The 17,705-nt window shown below is 66.1% G+C and carries 14 protein-coding genes; 7 read left to right on the top strand and 7 right to left on the bottom strand.

Features of this window, described 5'->3' with window-relative positions:
- Nucleotides 1-329 precede the first annotated feature (329 nt).
- The 5 genes from GGQ98_RS11230 to GGQ98_RS11210 all read left to right on the top strand — a co-directional run bounded on the left by GGQ98_RS11230 (nucleotide 330) and on the right by GGQ98_RS11210 (nucleotide 4,169).
- On the top strand, nucleotides 330-2,087 hold the full coding sequence (locus GGQ98_RS11230) for a DEAD/DEAH box helicase (RefSeq protein WP_184069503.1): 1,758 nt from the start codon (nucleotides 330-332) through the stop codon (nucleotides 2,085-2,087).
- Nucleotides 2,087-2,554 carry a YaiI/YqxD family protein gene (locus GGQ98_RS11225; RefSeq protein WP_184069535.1) on the top strand — a complete coding sequence of 156 codons (468 nt, stop codon included), beginning with the start codon at nucleotides 2,087-2,089 and terminating at the stop codon, nucleotides 2,552-2,554. The genes GGQ98_RS11230 and GGQ98_RS11225 overlap by 1 nt, the downstream gene beginning before the upstream one ends.
- Nucleotides 2,551-2,730: a hypothetical protein gene (locus GGQ98_RS11220; RefSeq protein WP_184069501.1), complete on the top strand. Its 180-nt coding sequence runs from the start codon at nucleotides 2,551-2,553 to the stop codon at nucleotides 2,728-2,730. The genes GGQ98_RS11225 and GGQ98_RS11220 overlap by 4 nt, the downstream gene beginning before the upstream one ends.
- A gap of 117 nt (nucleotides 2,731-2,847) precedes the next feature.
- Entirely contained in the window at nucleotides 2,848-3,546 is a 699-nt protein-coding gene (locus GGQ98_RS11215) for a pirin family protein (RefSeq protein ID WP_184069499.1), read from the top strand.
- Nucleotides 3,547-3,629: 83 nt separating this feature from the next.
- On the top strand, nucleotides 3,630-4,169 hold the full coding sequence (locus tag GGQ98_RS11210; RefSeq protein WP_184069497.1) for a pseudouridine synthase: 540 nt from the start codon (nucleotides 3,630-3,632) through the stop codon (nucleotides 4,167-4,169).
- Nucleotides 4,170-4,187: 18 nt separating this feature from the next.
- On the opposite strand, the gene GGQ98_RS11205 is transcribed toward GGQ98_RS11210, so the two are convergent.
- The 3 genes from GGQ98_RS11205 to GGQ98_RS11195 form a co-directional block, all read right to left on the bottom strand.
- Complete coding sequence (locus GGQ98_RS11205) at nucleotides 4,188-5,840, bottom strand: peptide chain release factor 3 (protein WP_184069495.1); 1,653 nt, start codon at nucleotides 5,838-5,840, stop codon at nucleotides 4,188-4,190.
- Nucleotides 5,841-5,917: 77 nt separating this feature from the next.
- Nucleotides 5,918-8,545 carry a putative bifunctional diguanylate cyclase/phosphodiesterase gene (locus GGQ98_RS11200; RefSeq protein WP_184069493.1) on the bottom strand — a complete coding sequence of 876 codons (2,628 nt, stop codon included), beginning with the start codon at nucleotides 8,543-8,545 and terminating at the stop codon, nucleotides 5,918-5,920.
- Nucleotide 8,546: 1 nt separating this feature from the next.
- The gene (locus GGQ98_RS11195) at nucleotides 8,547-10,298 is read right to left on the bottom strand and encodes a sensor domain-containing diguanylate cyclase (RefSeq protein ID WP_184069491.1); all 1,752 of its coding nucleotides are present in this window, start codon (nucleotides 10,296-10,298) and stop codon (nucleotides 8,547-8,549) included.
- A gap of 125 nt (nucleotides 10,299-10,423) precedes the next feature.
- On the opposite strand from GGQ98_RS11195, the gene gmk reads away from it, so the two are divergent.
- Entirely contained in the window at nucleotides 10,424-11,083 is a 660-nt protein-coding gene (gene gmk / locus GGQ98_RS11190; RefSeq protein ID WP_184069489.1) for a guanylate kinase, read from the top strand.
- A 73-nt stretch (nucleotides 11,084-11,156) separates the two neighbouring features.
- The gene (locus GGQ98_RS11185) at nucleotides 11,157-12,641 is read left to right on the top strand and encodes a Do family serine endopeptidase (RefSeq protein WP_243451832.1); all 1,485 of its coding nucleotides are present in this window, start codon (nucleotides 11,157-11,159) and stop codon (nucleotides 12,639-12,641) included.
- Between the two features lie 15 nt (nucleotides 12,642-12,656).
- Here the strand turns inward: GGQ98_RS11185 and GGQ98_RS11180 are convergent, their stop codons facing one another.
- The 4 genes from GGQ98_RS11180 to GGQ98_RS11165 form a co-directional block, all read right to left on the bottom strand.
- Nucleotides 12,657-14,675: an acetyl-CoA carboxylase biotin carboxylase subunit gene (locus tag GGQ98_RS11180; protein ID WP_184069487.1), complete on the bottom strand. Its 2,019-nt coding sequence runs from the start codon at nucleotides 14,673-14,675 to the stop codon at nucleotides 12,657-12,659.
- A gap of 105 nt (nucleotides 14,676-14,780) precedes the next feature.
- Nucleotides 14,781-15,866 (bottom strand): sugar-transfer associated ATP-grasp domain-containing protein, encoded by a 1,086-nt coding sequence (locus GGQ98_RS11175; RefSeq protein WP_184069486.1) that lies wholly within the window; start codon nucleotides 15,864-15,866, stop codon nucleotides 14,781-14,783.
- Complete coding sequence (locus GGQ98_RS11170) at nucleotides 15,863-17,038, bottom strand: hypothetical protein (protein WP_184069484.1); 1,176 nt, start codon at nucleotides 17,036-17,038, stop codon at nucleotides 15,863-15,865. Before GGQ98_RS11170 ends, GGQ98_RS11175 begins: the two co-directional genes overlap by 4 nt.
- On the bottom strand, nucleotides 17,035-17,688 hold the full coding sequence (locus GGQ98_RS11165) for a GNAT family N-acetyltransferase (RefSeq protein ID WP_184069482.1): 654 nt from the start codon (nucleotides 17,686-17,688) through the stop codon (nucleotides 17,035-17,037). Before GGQ98_RS11165 ends, GGQ98_RS11170 begins: the two co-directional genes overlap by 4 nt.
- Nucleotides 17,689-17,705: the final 17 nt, after the last annotated feature.

Below are 17,705 nucleotides of genomic sequence, written 5' to 3'. Positions count from 1 at the left end.
CATAGGGGGTTGCGGCTCTGTGCCGCAGCCGATCCCTCTGGAGAGGCGACTGGTCGTATTCGCGCAGATTGATGCCGGAAAAACGCCCGTGAGACCGCTCCGGCCGCCCTTATCGACAGCGATTGCGGGGCCTCGCGCGCGCCCTGCGAAGGCGCCGGGAAAACAATGGAAGCCAAATCGTCTCGAGGCTTGTATGGAGCGCACGATTGTGCCGACTCATCGGGTAGCCGGGCGGGGTTGAGCCCGCCGACTTTTGCAGCCGACACACGCCGGGAACCGGTTCGTTTCCACCTGCCGCGCGAGCGGCACCATTCCAGTTTGTGAGACCAATGTCCTTTTCAAATGTTCTGCCGGTTTTCGAGACTGCCCTGACCGAACGCGGCTATGCGGCGCCAACCCCCGTGCAGGGCGCCGTGCTCGAAGCCGAGGCCCAGGGCCGCGATCTGATCGTTTCGGCGCAAACCGGGTCGGGCAAGACCGTCGCCTTCGGCCTTTCCATCGCTGCCGATCTGCTTGGCGAGGATGGCCGTCTTCCTCCGGCCGCCGCGCCGCTCGCGCTTGTGATCGCGCCGACGCGAGAGCTTGCCCTGCAGGTCAGTCGCGAGCTTGTCTGGCTGTATGACAAGGCGGGCGGGCGCATCACGACCTGCGTGGGCGGCATGGACGCGTCGAAAGAACGCCGCGCGCTGAGCCACGGCGCGCACATCGTGGTCGGCACGCCGGGCCGCCTGCGCGATCATCTGGAACGCGGCGCGCTCAATCTTTCGTCGCTCCGGGCCATCGTGCTCGATGAAGCCGATGAAATGCTCGACATGGGCTTTCGCGAGGATCTCGAGGAAATCCTCGACGCGACCCCGCCGGAGCGGCGCACGCTCCTGTTTTCGGCGACCATGCCCGCGCCGATCGTCGCGCTCGCCCGCCGCTATCAGCGCAACGCGCTACGCATTTCGACCGTCGGCGAAGATCGCGGCCACGGCGACATCAGCTATCAGGCCATGGCGGTCGCGCCCGCGGACATCGAAAATGCCGTGGTCAATCTGCTGCGCTTCCACGAGGCGGAAACCGCGATGCTGTTTTGCGCGACGCGCGACAATGTGCGCCATCTTCACGCGAGCCTCGTCGAGCGCGGCTTCGGCGCCGTGGCGCTTTCCGGCGAGCACAGCCAGAGCGAACGCAACCAGGCGCTTCAGGCGCTGCGCGACCGGCGCGCGCGGGTCTGCGTCGCCACGGACGTTGCGGCGCGCGGTATCGATCTGCCCACGCTCAGCCTTGTCGTGCACGTCGAAATTCCGCGCGATGCCGAAACGCTCCAGCACCGCTCGGGCCGTACCGGACGCGCGGGTAAAAAGGGCACCGCCGTGCTGATCGTGCCCTATCCGCGCCGGCGCCGCGTGGAAGGCATGCTGCGCGGCGCGCGCATCGCCGCGCAGTGGATTTCGCCGCCCTCGGCCGACGACATTCGCCGCGCCGACAGCGAGCGGATGCTCGCCGCGCTGCTTGCGCCGATCGAACTGGACGATGAGGATCGCGTGCTCGCCGATCGGCTGCTTGCCGAACGCAGCCCGCAGGAGATCGCCGGCGCCCTGGTGCGCGCGCACCGCGCGCGTCTGCCCGCGCCCGAAGATCTGCTCGGCAGCGATGCGCCGCAGGAGCCGCGCACGACCCGCGAAGGGTTCGAGGGCAGCGCCTGGTTCCGTCTCAACGTCGGGCGCAACCAGAATGCCGATCCGCGCTGGGTTCTGCCGCTGCTGTGCCGCCGCGGCCATGTGAACCGCACCGAGATCGGCGCGATCCGCATCGCGGCGAACGAGACACTTTTCGAGGTGCCCGGCGCGCTTGCCGCCCGCTTCCTTGATGCGGTGCGCCGCACGGCCAACGAAGAAGACGAGGTGGAGATCGTCCCTGTCGACGGCAAGCCGCGTGAAGAGGCGCGCCGTCACCGCCGCGACAATAATAAGCCGACCCACGCGCCGAGGCCGCACCGGCCGCAAGGCGCGCGTCCCGATCAGGGCAAGCCCGGACCCAGGGGCGAAAAGAAGGGGATCAAGAAGGGGCCGTGGGGCAAAAAGCCCGATCGCGCCAAATGATCCGCATTCTCGTCGATGCCGATGCCTGCCCGGTGAAGGAGGAGATCTACAAGGTCGCCTTTCGCCATGACATCGGCGTGACGATCGTCAGCAACAGCCCGATCCGCATTCCGGTTCACGCGCTTGTCGAACGCATGGTCGTTTCCGACGGGTTCGATGCGGCGGACGACTGGATCGCCGAGCGCGCCGACGGCGAAGCGGTGTGCATCACGGCCGATATCCTGCTCGCCGACCGCTGCCTCAAGGCCGGGGCGGCTGTCATCGCGCCCAGCGGCAAGCCCTTTACCCCGGCATCGATCGGCACCGCCGTTGCAACGCGGGCCATCATGGCCGATCTGCGCGCGGGGGGCGATATCGTCGGCGGGCCGCCGCCCTTCACGAAGGCGGATCGTTCCCGTTTCCTCTCCGCGCTTGACGAGACGCTGGTGCGCCTCAAAAGAAGTGCGGGAAACAGGAGGCCGGCATGAGCGAGAAATTCGAGCGGCACAGGCAGCCCTGGACCCCGGCGGAAATCCAGAAGCTGCACACGCTCGCCAGGAAAGGCATGGCGCTCAAGGCGATCGCCAAGGCGCTCACCCGCAGCGAGGAATCCGTCAAGGACCGCGCAAGGGCGGACGGCCTTTCGATCGCAAGGCTGCACTAACCTTTCAACTCTTTCGAACCTCTCCTACAGATTTATCCCTCTGAACGGAAAAGGCGGCAATACCTACATAGGGTTCTTGAACAACGGCAATGCGCCGCTTGGAAAGGAAACCCGGCCATGATCGAACTCAGACCCTTCAACAGTCTCGGCGCCGCCGACCACGGCTGGCTGGACGCCAGGCACCACTTCTCGTTCGCGAGCTATCACGATCCCGATCGGACACAGTGGGGCAACCTGCGCGTGTGGAACGACGATACGATCGCGCCGCACACGGGATTTCCGCCGCACCCGCACCGCGACATGGAGATCATCACCTACGTTCGTGAAGGCGCGATCACGCACGAGGACAGTCTCGGCAACAAGGGACGCACCGAGGCCGGTGACGTGCAGGTGATGTCGGCGGGCACGGGCATCCGCCATTCGGAATATAATCGGGAAGACGTGGCGACGCGCATCTTCCAGATCTGGATCCTGCCGACGCGCACCGGCGAAGAGCCGAGCTGGGGGGCGCGTCCTTTTCCCAAGGCCGACCGGTCGGGAGGGTTCGTGGTGCTGGCGTCGGGTTTCGAAAACGACGGCGATGCGCTGCCGATCCGCACCGATGCGCGGGTGGTGGGCGCAACGCTGAAGGCCGGTGAAACGGCGGAATATCCGCTCGGGAAAGACCGCAAGGCCTATCTCGTTCCGGCGGTCGGCGCGGTCGTCATCGATGATGTCACGATCCATGCGCGCGACGGCGCGGCGATCACTGATGTCGATACGGTCCGCATAACGGCGATCGAAGACAGCGAGATCGTGCTGGTCGACGCTGCATGATGCGTCCCGGGCACCGCGCCGGTTTTCCGCGCGCAGTGCCCGCAAATCTTTGAGTGTACGCGGCGCGCGCTGTAGGAGAGGGCATGACCCTGATCCTGTTCAACAAGCCCTACGGCGTGCTTCCGCAGTTCACGGACCGGGGAACCGACAGCCCGCGCGCCAACCTGTCTGATTTCATTGCCGTGCCGGGTGTCTATCCTGCCGGACGTCTGGATCGCGACAGCGAGGGCTTGTTGCTCCTGACCGACGACGGGCGGCTGCAGGCCAAAATCGCCGACCCCCGTTTCAAAATGCCCAAGACCTACTTCGTCCAGGTCGAGGGAGAGCCTTGCGAAGAGGCGCTCGATCGCTTGCGGGAGGGTGTCGAACTGAACGATGGGCGCACGCGCGGGGCGGAGGCCGGGCGTATCGATCCGCCCCCGCTCTGGCCGCGCGATCCCCCCGTGCGTTTTCGCAAGACCGTTGCCGACTGCTGGTTGCAGATGACGATCCGCGAGGGGCGGAACCGTCAGGTTCGCCGCATGACCGCAGCCATCGGCCACCCGACGCTTCGGCTGGTGCGATGGCGTATCGGGGACTGGACGCTCGAAAACCTCGCGCCCGGCGCATGGCGCAACGGATAAGCGAGCCCTATCGCCGCGTCACGCGGTCTCGGGCATGCGAACACGTTCGCGAACGGTCAGAAAGCGAACGTCGGGCCATTCCTTCTGGGTCCGCGCCAGTTCCCAGGCGTTGCGTGCGAGGAAAACCAGTGCGCCGCCTTCGTCTTCGGCAAGATTCGCGCGCTGGGCCGCCACGAAGCGCTTGTTCAGCGCGTCATCGGGAATATCGAGCCAGCGCGCGGTTTCGTACATCGTCGCTTCGAAATCGATCGGCAGGCCGTATTCCGCTTCGGAGCGGGTCGAGATGACTTCAAGCTGCAATGCACCGACGACGCCGATGATCCAGTTCGATCCCACCAGGGGGCGGAACACGCGCGCAATGCCCTCCTCGGCAAGATCAAGCATCGCCCGGCGCATCTGCTTGATTTTCATGGGATCATTGAGACGGATGCGGCGCAGGATTTCCGGCGCGAAATCGGGAAGCCCGGTAAACTGAATCCCGCCCCGCTCGCTCAGCGTATCGCCCACGCGCAGGGTGCCGTGATTGGGAATGCCGACGATATCGCCTGGAAGCGCCTCTTCCGTGATCGCGCGGTCGCGGGCGAGGAAAAAGATCGGATTGTGCAATCCCAGCTTCTTGCCCGTCCGGCTGTTGTCCAGCTTCATGCCCCTTTTGAGTGTGCCGGAGCACACGCGCATGAACGCGACACGGTCGCGGTGATTGGGATCCATGTTCGCCTGCATCTTGAAGACGAAGCCGGAAACATGATCCGCAGCGGGATCGATCGGCTCGGGCAGCGCGGGCTGCGGCTGCGGCGGCAGCGCATGGCGCATCAGTGCCGCGAGCAGCGAGCTGACGCCGTAATTGCGAAGCGCGCTGCCGAAATATACCGGAGTCATGTCGCCGGACTGGAATGCCGCCGGCAGAAACTCAGGGAAGGCATCGGCCGCGAGCGCGGCATCATCCAGCGATGAATCGCCTGCCCGCATGCCGGTTCCGGCGAGCAGTGCGGGGTCATCGAGCCCGGTCACCGCGATCGCGGCGGGGCAGGGCGCGTTGCTTGCCTTGTCGGCCAGCCAGGCGCGTTTTTCCTCGAACGAGTAGATACCGCGAAACATGCCGCCCATGCCGAGCGGCCAGGACATGGGGACCGTATCGAGCGCCAGCTTGTCCCCGATCTCGTCGAGAAGCGCGAACGGGCTGAGACCCTCTCGATCGACCTTGTTGATGAAGGTGATGATCGGGATGCCGCGCAGGCGGCAGACCTCGAACAGTTTCAGCGTCTGCGCCTCGATCCCCTTGGCCGCATCGATCACCATGATCGCGCTGTCGACCGCAGTGAGCGTGCGATAGGTATCCTCCGAGAAATCCTCGTGTCCGGGCGTGTCGAGAAGGTTGAAGCGGATGCCGTCGTTCTCGAAGGTCATGACCGAGCTGGTGACGGAGATGCCGCGCCGCTGTTCGATCGCCATCCAGTCGGAACGCGCGCGGCGGCGATTGCCCTTCGCGAAAACCTCGCCGGCTTCCCGGATCGCGCCGCCTTCATAGAGCAGCTTTTCCGTCAGCGTCGTCTTGCCGGCGTCGGGGTGCGAAATGATCGCGAAGGTGCGCCGGACAAGCGGCTGCGACCCGTTTTCCGCGGGTTTTCCGGCGTCTTCGGTGCCTTTCGTCGAAGCGTCGTCGATCAGCATGTTTCTCTCCTGCAAACTTTGCGAGGGTCACTACAGGAAGAAGAGCCGGGCTGCGACCGAGAACGCGGTCTATGCCTTCAGGCGGCGCGTTCCTCGGCTTCGATCGCCGATACGGTGATCTGTTCGTCGTAGTGGATGCCGAACCGGTCTTCCTCCACCCAGCGCACGATGCCGGTGCGGGGCTGCTGTCCTTCCACGAACGTCGTCACCCGGTCGTCGGGCTTCGGCAGCCAGCGCGCTTCGAACATGGCGCCGGTGTCCGATGTGTTGCGCAGCCGGGCGTTGCGCTTGCGGCCATTGTGCAAAATCGTCGCCCGCCGCAGCATGGCGATGCGTCGCGGGCGGTTCGATTTGACGCCGCTCGGCGCGATCGGCGTTTCCGATCGCGCAAGCATGCCCGCTTCGGCCCAGGGCATGGGCTTGCCGAAGATATAGCCCTGAACCTGCGTGCAGCCGATGCGGCGGATGATATCCAGGTCGTCGTGCGTTTCGACGCCTTCTGCGGTGGTGATCATGCCCAGGCTGTCGGCAAGCGCCACGATCGCCCGCACGATCGCGGCCTTCTGCCCGCCGTGCTCGGACGCGCCGGAGACGAACGAGCGGTCGATCTTGATCTTCTTGAAGGGCGCCTTCGTCAGATACGAAAAGCCGGAATAGCCGGTGCCGAAATCATCGAGCGTCAGCCGCACGCCGATCGCGCCGAGGCGCTGCAGCGTGGCGCGTGTCACGGGGTTTTCTTCAAGGAAAACAGTCTCGGTAATCTCCAGCTCCAGCCGCGCGGGGGCAAGGCCCGCCTGTGCGAGCGCATTGATCACCAGCGTCGGCAGCTCCGGGTTCGTCACCTGGATCGGAGAGAGGTTGACGGCGATGCCGATGTGCTCGGGCCATTTCGCCGCGACCATGCAGGCGTGCCGCAGCACCCATTCGCCGATGCCGTCGATCAGGCCGGTTTCCTCGGCGATCGGAACGAAGCTCGACGGCGGGATTTCGCCGTGACGCGGATGGTGCCATCGCACCAGCGCCTCGAACCCGACGAGCGTTTCGCTCGCCGTCTCGACGATCGGCTGGAAATTGAGCGATAGCCCGTCGCCGGCCAGCGCGCTGCGTAGGTCGTTTTCCAGCTGCCGCCGGGTTTCGGCGTTGCGGTGCATCCCGCTCTGATAGAAGCAGTGCTTGCCGCGCCCGTCCGATTTTGCCGCATAAAGCGCCAGATCGGCGTTTCGCATCAGTGCATCGACGCTGTGGCCGTTGTCCGGGCCGATGGCGATGCCGATGCTGGCGCCGATGATGATGCGATGCCCTTCCACGGTATAAGGCGCGGAAAGATAATCGATGATGCGCTGGGCGAAGGCGGAAAGCCCGCCAAGCGTTTCGGCATCGCGCACCACGACGGCGAACTCGTCGCCGCCCAGCCGCCCGACGCGGCCGTCCGCGCCGACGAGCGTGCTGAGCCGGTCGGCGACCTGTTCGAGCAGCTTGTCGCCCACCGGATGGCCGAGCGTGTCGTTCACCGATTTGAAGCGGTCGAGATCGAGCAGCAGCAGCGCGCAGCGTTGCGGCACGACGCCGCCGTGGCTGACCAGCGCGGATTCCAGCGTCTCGCGGATGGTGATGCGGTTCGCAAGGCCGGTCAGCGGATCGAAGCGCGCGAGACGCATGGCGCGGTCTTCGGAACGGCGCATGTCGGTAAGATCGCCGCCGATTCCCGTGAACCCCTCGAAATGCCCGTGCTGGCTGTAGATCGGAGTCCCCGCGAGCGACCACCACTGAATGCCCACCGGAAACAGCACGGGGATCACCACGTCGTGAAAGGGCAGCTTGCCCTGCAGATGAAATTCGAGCGTGCGGAGCGATGTCGCGGCTTCGTCGGGGTCGTCCACGTCGAGCGACGTGAGTTCGCCGAGCGGCCGCCCGATCAGCTGATCGCTCGTGGTGCCGTGCGCCGCGCCGAAGGAGGGCGAGATGTAGGTGATCCTGCCGTCGACATCGGTTTCCCAGAACCAGCCGCTGCCGCAGGTTTCGAACGTCGAACACAGCCTCCGAACACGCTGCTCGCTGAGATCGCGCATCGAGGTTTCGATGCGATCGATGAGGGTGCGGCGACCGGCGAGATAGAGCGTGAGCGCGCCCGAGAGCACGACGACCGCGGCGGCCGACGAGGCAAAGCCGTCGAGCCGGGTGACGAGCGTTACGGCGAACGCCACCATATACGCCATCGCCGCAAGCGGCATCGGCGACAGGGCGACGATGCCCAGCACCAGCATCGAGATGGAAAGAACGATCGCGAAAGGCACGTCGCTGATGACCGGAAGCGTGCTCCACAGCAGCCCAGCCGCTGCGCTGAGCGTCACGAGGCCGCGCGCGGTATCGGCGACTTCGCCGGCTTTGGGCGTCGCCTCGCGCAGTCCGAACACTGCGAAAAGCGATGTCAGCACGCCGCCTGCCGCGAGCCAGGCGCCTTGGATCGAAGCCGTCAGGGGAATGTGCCACAGCATGACCCCCGCCCAGATCAGCGCGCCGATGACGGCAAACAGCGGAACGGTCGGGCGCAGACCGAGAAGCTGGCGGTGCGTGTTGGCGATCTCGCTGCGCGAGCCGAGACGGGGCAGCGCGACACCGGCAAGCCAGTTCCGGGGTTCGCGAAGGTTCGCGGCAGGATCGGCGCCTACGATATCACGGATCGGCTTTGCGGGGCGGCTGCGCATGTCAGGCCGCCGACGCCACGGAAGAGCCCGGCTCTGCAACGGCCACATGCCGGTCGCGCCCGGTCCTCTTGGCTTCGTAGAGCATTTCGTCGGCGCGTCTGTAGGCATGCCTCCAGCTGCGGTCGTCGGCGATTATGGCCGTTACCGATCCGATGCTGACGGTGATGCGGATGCCTTCCGTCATGGGGGTCGATCGGAACGCGCGCAGGATGGTGCCGGCGGTGTCGTCGCGCTCGCTGTAGGGCACGATGAGCGCGAACTCCTCGCCGCCCAGACGGCCGACCACGGCGTCCGCGGGCGCGATGCTTTCGAGCAGGCGCCCGGCTTCGCGAAGCACGCGGTCGCCGAACTCGTGCCCGAAGCCGTCGTTCACCGTCTTGAAGTGATCGATGTCGATCAGCAGAAGCCGGGATTTCAGCGTGCCCTTGCCGCTCATCCGAACGCCGTATTCGACGAACGCCCGGCGGTTCAGAAGCCCGGTCAGCGCATCGGTTTCGGCAAGGTAGGTCAGCTCGATCTCGCGCGCCCGCGCCTCGTCGCGCTCGGCGCGGATGTTGGAAATGCGGTAGGCGATGCCGATCATGCTCAGCACGCATTCCAGGCACATCGCATAGAAATAGCTGTCCTCGATGAACGCGCTCGTTTCGATGAAGCCGAGCGCGACAAGGATGCGGGCAAAGGCGCCGGCGAGCGGAACCGCCCAGGCGACCGTGTAGATCAGGATGATGCGGCTGCCCCGGCGCCATGCGATGATCGCGATGGGGAAGATCAGCGCCATCGTGATCGCGCCGAGGATGTTGACGGCGGCAAGCGGGATGTGAAGCAGTTCAGGCGCGCGGAAAAGCGTGATGAGTGCGATGACACCGGCGCCGACCTGCAGCGTCGCGAGCGCGACACTGGCGATCGCGAGGCGCACATGGACCGTGCCGCGCTCCAGCAGCGTGATCGTGAAGACTGCGGCAAACCACAGCATTACGGGGAGAACGGCTTCTGCAGCGACGTTGCCGAGCATCGGCGGCAGTCCTGCGGGAAGCGAACGCATCAGGATGCCGGATGCGGCGATGCCGTAGAGCAGCGTCGCTGCGGTCATGCCGCAGTAGAAGAAAAGAAAGGCGTAGCGCAGCCACACGAGCAGAACGAAATTGAAGAACAGCGTGGTGAGGATCACACCGCCGAACAGGCCGTAGATCAGCGATTGGCGTTCGGTCTCGATGGTTTCCGCATGGGTGTTCTCGATCGTGGGGCGCACGAAGGCCCCGCGCGGATCGACGACGTTCCCGGCATGCAGCGCGATGGTTTCGATTGCGCCCGCCCGCCATGGGATGCGGAGGCGAAACATGCCGCCGAGCTCCGTGTGGCGACCGGCGGAGGCCGCGTCGTGGCGCGTCGTCCACACGCTGCCGTCCGCATAGCGGACGTAAAGCGTGATGTCTTCGAACAGCGTCTGCTTCAGGTGGATGGACAGGGGCTCGGCAGGATGCTGGGTGAGATCGAGGCCCGATTTGACCAGCCAGCTGTCGCGCATGGCCCCCGTTGAAAGCGAACCGGGACAGTTGCCGCGCGCGGCCTCGGCCTTCGCCCCGGCAAGGCCGATGTCTTTGGGCGCGGAGAAGATGCACGCGCCGGTTCCGATATCGATCGCAATCCGGGGGCCCGCCGCCGCCGGACTCGACGGCGCACAGAAAAGCAATCCCGCAAGCAGGAACAGCCCGATCCGGGCAAACACGGCGGGTATGCCGAAAAAATCATGCATCCTCCTTAGGTTAACGCAGGGATGATAACGATTCGCTAATCACGATCCGGCGCCGATCGTAAATTTGCCGCCGCCCGTAACCGCCGCCCTTGACCGCCGCGCGCCTTCCTTTATGTCCGGCGCGCATGGAAGCGCGGACAGACAAGGCCGGAAAAACCGAGCGGCGCGGCATCCTTTTCGTGCTGTCTTCGCCTTCGGGCGCGGGAAAAACCACGATGGCGCGTCGGCTGCTGGCGGCCGAGCCGCAGATGGCGGTTTCGGTGTCGGCGACGACGCGCGCCAAGCGGCCCGGCGAGGTCGACGGCATCGATTATCACTTCCGCACCGAGGCGCAGTTCGATCGGATGGTCGAGGCCGGCGCGTTTCTGGAATGGGCGCATGTGTTCGGCAACCGCTACGGCACGCCGCGCCCCGCCGTTGAAGCGGCGCTGCGCATCGGCCGGGATGTGCTGTTCGATGTGGACTGGCAGGGCACGCAGCAGCTGGCGCAGTCGATGGGCGACGATGTCGTCTCCATCTTCCTGCTGCCCCCCACGATGACGGAGCTGGAACGTCGCCTGCGCGCGCGCCGCACCGACAGCGAAGAGGTGATCGAGGGCCGCATGGCGCGCGCCGCCGCGGAAATCAGCCACTGGCCGGAATACGACTACGTGCTCGTCAACGAGGATATGCACGACTGCTTCGAACATATCCACACGATCGTCCTGGCCGAGCGGCTCCGGCGGCAGCGCCGGGGTGCGTGGCTCACCGAATTCACCCGCGAGATGGTGGGGAAACAAGGTTAAGCCACCCTGATAAGGGGGTTAACGCGGCTTCGCGGCGTACCTATGTGAAGACCGTTCCGAACGTGGGAAGACGATGAAACCGACGAAAACACTTCTGCTGCTGGCTGCCGGTGCGATCGCCGGAACCAGTTTCGCAATGGCGATCGACCAGATCGAGCCGCAGGCCTCCGCGCAGCAGGCCGAAGCGCTTGCCGCCGCCGCCGCGCCGCCCGAGACGCCGCGCCGGGTGCCCGCGAGCAGCGCCGAGCTGATGCTCTCCTACGCGCCGCTGGTGAAGGCGACCGCGCCCGCCGTGGTCAATGTCTATACCGCGCGGGTCAATCGCACGCGGCGCGATCCGTTCTGGGATCTGTTCTTCGGCGGCGGCCGCATGACGCCGCAGCCGCGCGTCGAGCAGTCGCTCGGCTCGGGCGTTATCGTCGACGGCACGGGCCTCATCGTCACCAACAACCACGTTGTCGAGGGCGCGGACGAGATCAAGGTCGCGCTTGCCGACCGCCGCGAGTTTGCGGCCAAGCTGATGTTCACCGACAAGCAGCTCGATCTTGCGCTGCTGAAGGTGGAAACCGGCGGCCCCGCGCTTCCGGTGGTGCCGCTCGGCGACAGCGACAGCGCCGAAGTCGGTGACGTCGTCATCGCCATCGGCAATCCGTTCGGCGTCGGCCAAACCGTCACGCACGGCATCGTCTCGGCGCTGGCGCGCACCGGCGTCGGCATCAGCGACTACCAGTTCTTCGTGCAGACCGACGCGGCCATCAACCCCGGCAACTCGGGCGGCGCGCTGATCGGCATGGACGGGCGCCTCGTCGGCATCAACACTGCGATCTATTCGCGCTCGGGCGGATCGAACGGCATCGGCTTCGCGATCCCCGCGACCATGGTGCGGCAGTTCATCGCCGGGGCGAAGACCGGCAAGATCGCGCGCCCCTGGCTCGGCATGGCGGGGCAGCCGGTCACCGGCGAGATCGCGCGCGCCTCCGGCCTCGACCGGCCGATGGGCGTGGTCATAAACGAGGTGACGAAGGGCTCACCCGCCGATCGGGCGGGCGTGCGCATCGGAGACATTGTTTACGCAGTAGACGGCAAGGACGCCTCCGACCCCGACACGCTGCGCTATCTCGTGGCCAGCAAGCCGGTGGGCGAAACCGTGAAGCTCACGCTTCTGCGCGGCGGCAAGGCGGAGAACGTCGCGCTCAGGCTCGTTGCGCCGCCCGAGGTGCCTGCCCGCGACACGACGCTGCTCGCCGGACGCTCGATCCTCGCGGGCATTACCGTCGCGAACCTGTCCCCCGCGCTGTCTGCAGAGCTTGGCGGCGGGCTGCCGGATGCGGGCGTGGTCGTGATCGGCGCCGATCCCCGCGCCCCCGCGCTGCGTTTCGGCCTCGTGCAGCCCGGCGACATCCTCGAAGCGGTGAACGGCCGCGCCGTGGCGAGCGCGAAGGGGCTGCAGGCGCAGGCAAATGAAGCGCAGGCGCAAATGACGCTGCGCATGAGCCGCGGCGGCGCGACGCGCGAATGCTATTTCCGCGCGCCGTCCTCGCTGCAGTGCCGCGGCTGAAGCAAAGCCTGAGCCTTATTCGAATTCCATGATGATCGCGTCCACGGCCAGGCTGTCGCCGGCCTTGGCGTTCACGGATTTGATCACGGCGGTCTTTTCGGCGCGCAGGATGTTTTCCATCTTCATCGCCTCGACGACCGCGAGCACCTGACCCGGCTCCACGGTATCGCCCGCTGCAGCCGCGATGGAAACCACAAGGCCGGGCATCGGGCAGAGCAGGAACCGCGAAAGGTCCGGCGGCACCTTTTCGATCATGTGCCCGGCAAGAGCGCTCGCGCGCGGTGTGAGCGTGCGGACGTCGTGGGCCGAGCCCTTCACCGTCATGCGGTAGCCCACGGCCCTCAGCATCAGCTTCACGGCGACGCTGCGCCCGTCGACGTCGGCGAGGAACACCGGGTCGCCGGGCACCCACTGCGTGGAAACATTGTGCGTGTGCGCGCCGCCTTCGAACGTGTGCGTCACGGCCCAGCCGCTGCTCGTTTCCTCGGCGTTCACGCTGAAGGGCTTGCGGTCGATCTCGACGACCCAATCGGGGCCGAACTGCGCGCCGTGGCCGTTCAGCTGCCCCTCGATGAACTGCGCGCGCTGCACGCTGATGGCGTTGATGACGGCGGCGGCGATGATGAGATCGTCGCGCTTTTCATCGGTAAACGGCGCGCCCTCGAAGCCGTCGGGGTACTCCTCGGCGATGAAGCCGGTGGTCAGGCGGCCTTCGCGGAAGCGCGGATGCTGCATCACGGCGGAGAGGAAATCGATGTTGTGGCCGATGCCGTCGATCCGGTAGCGGTCGAGCGCGGCGACCTGCAGGTCCGCCGCCTCCGCACGCGTCGGCGCGTGGGTGATGAGCTTGGCGATCATCGGATCGTAGAACATCGAGATTTCGCTGCCCTCGACCACGCCGGTATCCACGCGCACCGTCGTTTCGCCGCTCATTTCCTCGGGCGGCGCGTAGCGCGCGAGGCGGCCGATGGAGGGCAGGAAGTTGCGGTAGGGGTCTTCGGCGTAGACACGGCTTTCCAGCGCCCAGCCGTTCAGCTTCACGTCGTCCTGCGTGAAGGCGAGGCGCTCGCCCGCCGCCACGCGGATCATCTGCTCGACAAGGTCGAGCCCGGTGATGCACTCGGTGACGGGGTGCTCCACCTGCAGACGCGTGTTCATCTCCAGGAAGTAGAAGCCCATGCCGGTGGTGTCGGCGCCGCTGACGATCAGCTCGACAGTGCCTGCGCTGTAATAACCCACGGCCTTCGAAAGCGCGACGGCCTGCTCGCCCATGGCTTTCCGCATCTCGGGCGTGACGAAGGGCGAGGGCGCCTCTTCGATCACCTTCTGGTGGCGGCGTTGGATCGAGCATTCGCGCTCGCCGAGGTAGAGCACGTTGCCGTGCTGGTCGCCGAGCACCTGGATTTCGATGTGGCGCGGCTCGACGATGAATTTCTCGATGAACACGCGGTCGTCGCCGAAGCTCGACAGGCCTTCGCGCTTGGTCGCCTCGAAGCCCTCGCGCACGTCCTTTTCGGAATACGCGAGGCGCATGCCCTTGCCGCCGCCGCCCGCCGAGGCCTTCATCATCACCGGATAGCCGATTTCGCCCGCGATGCGGACGGCGTGTTCGGTGTCCTCGATCTCGCCGACGAAGCCGGGGACGACGTTGACGCCTGCGGCCTTGGCCAGTTTCTTCGATTCGATCTTGTCGCCCATCGCGGCGATGGCGTTGGGCGGCGGGCCGATGAAGGCGATGTTCTCTTCGGCGAGGCGTTTCGCGAACCACTCGCGTTCGGAAAGGAAGCCGTAGCCGGGGTGCACGGCCTCGGCGCCGGTCGCCTTGCAGGCGGCGATGATCGCGTCGCCCAGAAGGTAGGATTCGGCGGCGGGCGGCGGCCCGAGGCGCACGGCTTCGTCGGCCATCGCAACGTGCAGCGCGCCGGCATCGGCATCCGAATAGACCGCGACCGTCTTGATACCCATGCGCCGCGCGGTCTTGATGACCCGGCAGGCGATTTCTCCGCGGTTCGCGATCAGGATTTTCTTGAACATGAAAGGCGACGCCCCCCCAAACCTATGACGCGGACCTTCAAGCCGCGATGCGCGGCGGCGTCAAGCCTTGAGGAGTCGGAGAAAGGCTTCGTCAGCGACGCCGCATCAGATTCGCTCGCCGCCGTAAAGCTCCATGAAGCGCGGCGTTGCAAGGCCGCGATCGGCGGCAAGCTGGACGAGAACGAAGTCACCGGCGGGGTTGTCTTCGATCAGCATCGGTCCCGCGTCGGTAAACGCGACATCCCAGCTATGAATTTTAAGCCCCGGCGCGGCGCGGCTCGCCCTCAAGACGAGTGCGACGGCTTCGTCCCAGTCGGGAATGGTGAAATCCGCGAACGGCCTGCCTGTATCGGGGTGATGGGTCACGGATTGCCAATCAAGGCCGATCGCGGCCAGCACGTCCCTAAGTCTGCCGGTTTCAGGGTCGAGCCGGGCAAGCAGATTGCCTGATGCGCCGCCGCGGAAATTGTCGACCATGCTGGTTCCGGCCGGAATCCGCAGGCCGACGCGATAGAGTTCCGGCTTCGGCCGGTCGTTCAGGACCATGAAGCGCGCGGTGGCGATCCGGTCTCCGATCAGCGACTGCATATCGGGGTGGGGTCTCAGCACATCCTGAAAGATCAGCGTGGGCTTGCCGGGCGCGCCGTGGAGGTCCGCGAAGTCGTCGATCGAACTGGAGTGCCCGTTGCCGTAAACCAGCGTGCCGCCCGCGCGGTCGAGCGATCTGATGAGGATGTTTCCGTATCCGCGATAGCTGACGGCAGGTTTGCTGAATACGGGATAAGGCGCCTGCTCCATCAGCCATGCTTTCAGTTGGCCCGGAGAGTTCAGCGATACGACGCCGGCCACGGCAGGAGCATGGGTTGCGGCCAGAACGGGCGGAGAGGGGATTCCGTTCTCCTGAAAGAAGGCAGCGGCTTTCAGCTTGTCGTTGAACAGGGCCACCGCATCGCTGCCTTGTACGCGGTACAGCTTCGGCTTGATCCACGAGCCGACATATTCGGTTTTTTGTCGCCACGACAGGCGCGGCTCGAACAGGCGCAGGTCGTAATAAAGATCGGCCGTGATTCCGTGTCCGTAGATACGAAGGCGAATCATGTCCCAAATCTGGGCGATGATGCCGCGTCCGCTTTGCGCCTTTGCCTTACGGGCCGATTTCACGATTTGATCGAGCGGAAGCCCGAGGTTCATAAAGTTGTTTTCCTGTGCAGCGCACGAATCTCGTTTGCAGCGAAGCGCCTGAATTCCCGAAAGTACAACGCCCGATCTCCGGGAAAGTTTAGGTCGGCGTGGATGCGCGGATCGATGAACCGCCACAGGAACGCGCCAAGCCGAGCGGCCTTGCTGCCCGGGCGGCGCAGCGCGTTCGCCAGCCACGCGAATTCGCCCGGAAACGTGTCGCGGCAGACGACATCCTGCCGGGGTTTGATGGGCGGCGGCACACGGCCTTCCAGGAACCATTCGGCGGCAAGGCGGGGGAAATCGACGCCCGCGTGAAGATCCAGGTGCAGGTACTGCCAGAAGCGGGCGTTCACTTCGATCACGTGGAAATCGCCGCTGTCGTCGTCGCGGCGGTATTCCACCATCGCGCAGCCGATCCAGCCGAGCGCGGAGAGGCGCCGCGCGGCATCCTCGTAAATGTCCTGGTGCCATTCGCTGCGGCGCAGCGACATCGTGCCCTTGCTGTGCGGCTCGGCGTGGCAATCGACGACGACATTGCCCGCCAGCGGACCCTCTGCGCCCATCAGCAGGCTGACCCCCACCTGCCGCCCGGTGACGCCGCCCTGTACCAGAACGCTTTCATAGCCCGCCGCGAGCGTGCGGCGGATCGCGTCCTGCGCGTCCTGCGCGCTCAGGCACTGGTGGAAGCCCACGCCCACAACCTCGCCGTCCGCGCCGCGGCCGCCCTTTACGTAGATGGGCAGCGGAAAGCCCGAAAGGTCCGGCACATCGCCCGCGCGCGCGATCAGCGTTTGCGGGTGGTGGTCCAGCAGCCCGGCGGCGCGCCAGCATTCATAGGCGGCGATCTTGTCTCCGCCCGCGTAAACCACGGCGGGATCAGGCGAGACCGGCAGCAGTGCGCTGAATTCGGCGAAGCGCGCGCGCACGGCGGAGAGCAGTCCCCCGGAAGGCACGATCATGCGGATGGCGTTTGCCTTCACATAGGCGGCCAGCCAGTCGCAGAAGGCGGGGTCGTCGTAGTGCGGATGGAGGGCGGCGGCACGCGCGTAGGTGGATTTCAGCCCCATCGCCTGCGGCTCCGAGGACACGGCGTGGGTTTCATAACCCGCGCGGCCGAGCGATCGCAGCGCGGCAAGCTGCGCCCGGGTTTGTACGTCGGGAACGAGGATGGCCGGCTTCACGCGGCGGCATCCTCCTGTTGCGCATCGACGAATTTCGCGTCGAAGGCGGGGTCTAGGCGCCGGGCGGTCATGCGCGCACGGCCAAGGCGGCGGCGGGTGTTCAGGATCGCGACGGGATGCGCGTTGGTCTTGCCCGCGCTCGCAAGCGCGGCGGCGTTGTCGCTGACCACGGCGCTCACCACCCAGCGCATGCCGAGCGTGCCGACGAGATAATGAATGCGCGCGGTCTGCAGCGCGGTGTGCAGGCCGCGCCCCCGCGCCATGGGGTGGATATAGCCGCCGAACATCGTCGCCGTGCGCTCCGGCCAGAGAACGCGCTGGCCGACATGGGTATAGAGCGTCTCGCGGGCGTTGGGCTGCGCGATGCCGAAGCCGAGCAGCGGGCCGTCCGCATGCGCGACCGAAAACAGCAGCGAGGTGCCTGTTTCGATCCGCTGCCGCGCGGCGGCGATGAAGTCGTCGCGGCTCTGCCAGGGCTCCGTCTGCTCGAAGCGCTCGACATGCGCCATGTCGTTGATGCGGATATCCAGCGTATCCGGCGCGCCCGCGCCCGGCGCGTCGGCGGCAAACAGATGCAGCGTGTGATCGCTCCACAACCGGACAACCACGGGTTGCCGCGCAATTTTCGCCAGGACGCCCTTATCGCTCATGCGCGCCTACTAGTGGA

The sequence above is a fragment of the Sphingosinicella soli genome, assembly GCF_014199685.1.
GTDB lineage: Bacteria > Pseudomonadota > Alphaproteobacteria > Sphingomonadales > Sphingomonadaceae > Sphingosinicella > Sphingosinicella soli.
Note: the sequence above shows the minus strand (reverse complement) of the source record. Positions and strands in the feature narration are given on the sequence as shown.

What these genes read in the sequence shown, in the direction of transcription:
- GGQ98_RS11175 (WP_184069486.1), bottom strand. Translation starts at nt 15,866, where the DNA reads ATGAACCTCGGGCTTCCGCTCGATCAAATCGTGAAATCGGCCCGTAAG.
- GGQ98_RS11195 (WP_184069491.1), bottom strand. Translation starts at nt 10,298, where the DNA reads ATGCATGATTTTTTCGGCATACCCGCCGTGTTTGCCCGGATCGGGCTG.
- GGQ98_RS11205 (WP_184069495.1), bottom strand. Translation starts at nt 5,840, where the DNA reads ATGCTGATCGACGACGCTTCGACGAAAGGCACCGAAGACGCCGGAAAA.
- GGQ98_RS11180 (WP_184069487.1), bottom strand. Translation starts at nt 14,675, where the DNA reads ATGTTCAAGAAAATCCTGATCGCGAACCGCGGAGAAATCGCCTGCCGG.
- GGQ98_RS11200 (WP_184069493.1), bottom strand. Translation starts at nt 8,545, where the DNA reads ATGCGCAGCCGCCCCGCAAAGCCGATCCGTGATATCGTAGGCGCCGAT.
- GGQ98_RS11230 (WP_184069503.1), top strand. Translation starts at nt 330, where the DNA reads ATGTCCTTTTCAAATGTTCTGCCGGTTTTCGAGACTGCCCTGACCGAA.
- GGQ98_RS11165 (WP_184069482.1), bottom strand. Translation starts at nt 17,688, where the DNA reads ATGAGCGATAAGGGCGTCCTGGCGAAAATTGCGCGGCAACCCGTGGTT.
- gmk (WP_184069489.1), top strand. Translation starts at nt 10,424, where the DNA reads ATGGAAGCGCGGACAGACAAGGCCGGAAAAACCGAGCGGCGCGGCATC.
- GGQ98_RS11220 (WP_184069501.1), top strand. Translation starts at nt 2,551, where the DNA reads ATGAGCGAGAAATTCGAGCGGCACAGGCAGCCCTGGACCCCGGCGGAA.
- GGQ98_RS11215 (WP_184069499.1), top strand. Translation starts at nt 2,848, where the DNA reads ATGATCGAACTCAGACCCTTCAACAGTCTCGGCGCCGCCGACCACGGC.
- GGQ98_RS11185 (WP_243451832.1), top strand. Translation starts at nt 11,157, where the DNA reads ATGAAACCGACGAAAACACTTCTGCTGCTGGCTGCCGGTGCGATCGCC.
- GGQ98_RS11210 (WP_184069497.1), top strand. Translation starts at nt 3,630, where the DNA reads ATGACCCTGATCCTGTTCAACAAGCCCTACGGCGTGCTTCCGCAGTTC.